The following is a 2279-nucleotide window of genomic DNA, read 5'->3' as shown; positions in this document are numbered from 1 at the left end:
ATCATGTCCTTGAAATAGGTAAGATCGAGCGGGATGTTTACTTTATAGCCAAAGGCATAGTGCGGGCATTCACACTTGTTGACGGCAAGGAAGTGACATTTTGGGTTGGCAAGGAGGGTGCAACTATTGTATCAATGATGGGGTATGTGAGGAATGAACCAGGCTATGAGACTATGGAACTGATGGAGGACTCCACCCTTTATGTCATCAAAAGGGATGTGTTGTCAAAACTTTACCTGGAGGATATAAACATTGCCAATTGGGGACGCAGATTTGCCGAGACTGAACTTCTTGATGCTGAAATTCGAGTTATAACCCTGTTACTTGCAACTGCGACAGAGCGTTATCAAGACTTTGTGGATACCCAGTCGGAACTATTACAGCGACTGCCTTTGGGGTGTATTGCCTCATATTTGGGTATAACACAAGTAAGCCTGAGCCGAATAAGAGCCAATCTTGCCAAAGGAAATAAACAATAATTTCAGAAAACTAACCTTTCGCCATCAACAGGGATGAAAACATTACCACTATAATATTTTGAAGCCTCAGTCTTGTAAAGCCCTTGTCGTTTTTCCAAATTATCATCCTCGGAATGTACCAGAACCAAATTTTTCACCTTTGCCTTTTCTGCTAAAATAGCCACATCACGCACCGTATGATGATGTTTCTCGTATGGCTTGTATGTATCCTTATCTTCATACCGGCAGAAAGCGCCGCAGATTAGGGTGTCACAACCTTGAATTTTTCTGAGATTATCCTCGGTCAAAGATTCATCACCCAAACAAACCAGTTTTTCTCCGCAGCCAAAAGTCATCCTAAATCCGGTCTGAACGACATTTTTGGAACAGACATCGAAACATTCTATAAGAGTGTCGTTTATAGCCAATGAAGATTCATCGGAAATTTCCACTAATTCGACGTTTTTTGTAAAAAGTTCATAATCTAAAGCAAGAAAAGTCAACTGACATATAAGCCGCAACGCATTGCAGACGGAACTATTCCCATATATATGTAAGCTCCCACAGCTTTCTCCATCTTTACTCATATTGATAATACCCCTGATAAGCCATACAGCTCCAAGAATATGGTCTGTATGTGTATGAGTAATGAAAATATGATGTATCTCAGATAATTTGATACCCGATTCATTAATGGCATTGAATATACCATTACCACCTCCGGCATCCACAAGCATAAGTCCACCATGACTCTTAATGACATAGCAGCTATTGTATGAATGTTTGGGGAACGCGCTTCCGGTACCAATCATTATTAGTTCAAAATTCATATTTTATGATTGAGATTTCTAATGTCTATCCGTCTTGCCTTATTATAACACTCAAATATGAAGTAATATATAGAGAACGTACATTACCCTAATATTATTTTACATCGCACTATTGCTAAATTGATGCTTACGATACAAGCAACTTACTGTGGTTGCGTTAAATTCAGCCATAATGTCCCACTAAAAGATCTAATCATTGGCATTCCATAAATCAGCTACACAAAGAAAATGTAAGATGCTTTCAATTATAGTATAGCCTATGATGGATACATGTCCACAACTATCTATACTTATATTTCCAGTCGCTAAAATTAATAACGCGAGTTCGGGATAAGAACTTTATGTTTTTCAACCAAGCAAAAGACATAGAGTATTGGGCGGCCTTTCAAGGTCGCCTGATTTATTTGTACAGTTTGGTGTTAATCCCAAAGGACAAGCTGCCCGTTTGACTCGGGTACCTCAAAGTCAAAGTTCACTTCCGGCTTTGTGGCGAAGAAACAATACGCACCCATTGCCGCAAGCAGGTTCATGAGGAAGTTGTGTACACTACGATGGCGGGAGTGGACGAGCTGCGCCACATTCTTCAGCATGTCGTTTATGTTGTGTCTGATACATTAAGTATATCACACACCTGTTCCATTGTCAGCCAATCTCCTATGCCTTTATTCCGGAGCGATTCATAGAGCTTTATATAGAGTTTATGGAGATAGGCTACTCTGTCAAGCATATCCTTGAAAATCTCCTCCTCTATCTGAATCAATGCCATAAATCATAATGGAGTTTAGTGGTTAAATGGATAGGAGTTAAAAAACAATGATTCGGTAAAAATTACAGAAGTAGTTGAAACTTAAGTTAATATAACGAATTATCAAATACAAATGAATCGCCAAAGCGTTCATTATAAAAACATTAAACAATATGAACGTATTGGCGATTCTCAAAGACTTCACCTTTCGGTGTAAGTCGGTATTTGAAAATACTACAACCAAGA

At 38.9% G+C, this 2279-nt stretch carries 3 protein-coding genes and 1 pseudogene; 1 reads left to right on the top strand and 3 read right to left on the bottom strand.

Annotation, left to right across the window (positions count from 1 at the left end; translation table 11 throughout):
• Nucleotides 1–479, top strand: a 479-nt coding sequence (locus tag C5O24_RS12725) for a Crp/Fnr family transcriptional regulator (RefSeq protein WP_107681933.1), incomplete at its 5' end; no start/stop codon positions are given.
• A 2-nt stretch (nucleotides 480–481) separates the two neighbouring features.
• On the opposite strand, the gene C5O24_RS12720 is transcribed toward C5O24_RS12725, so the two are convergent.
• The 3 genes and pseudogenes from C5O24_RS12720 to C5O24_RS14145 form a co-directional block, all read right to left on the bottom strand.
• Nucleotides 482–1288 (bottom strand): MBL fold metallo-hydrolase, encoded by an 807-nt coding sequence (locus C5O24_RS12720; RefSeq protein WP_107681932.1) that lies wholly within the window; start codon nucleotides 1286–1288, stop codon nucleotides 482–484.
• Between the two features lie 419 nt (nucleotides 1289–1707).
• Nucleotides 1708–1890, bottom strand: a pseudogene (locus C5O24_RS14655) (IS982 family transposase); the annotation flags it as partial.
• The gene (locus C5O24_RS14145) at nucleotides 1884–2054 is read right to left on the bottom strand and encodes a hypothetical protein (protein ID WP_161553908.1); all 171 of its coding nucleotides are present in this window, start codon (nucleotides 2052–2054) and stop codon (nucleotides 1884–1886) included. The pseudogene C5O24_RS14655 and the gene C5O24_RS14145, both read right to left, overlap by 7 nt.
• Nucleotides 2055–2279: the final 225 nt, after the last annotated feature.

The organism is Paramuribaculum intestinale (genome assembly GCF_003024925.1).
GTDB lineage: Bacteria > Bacteroidota > Bacteroidia > Bacteroidales > Muribaculaceae > Paramuribaculum > Paramuribaculum intestinale.
The sequence above is the reverse complement of the archived record's forward strand: the minus strand, read 5'-3'. Positions and strand labels throughout refer to the sequence as shown.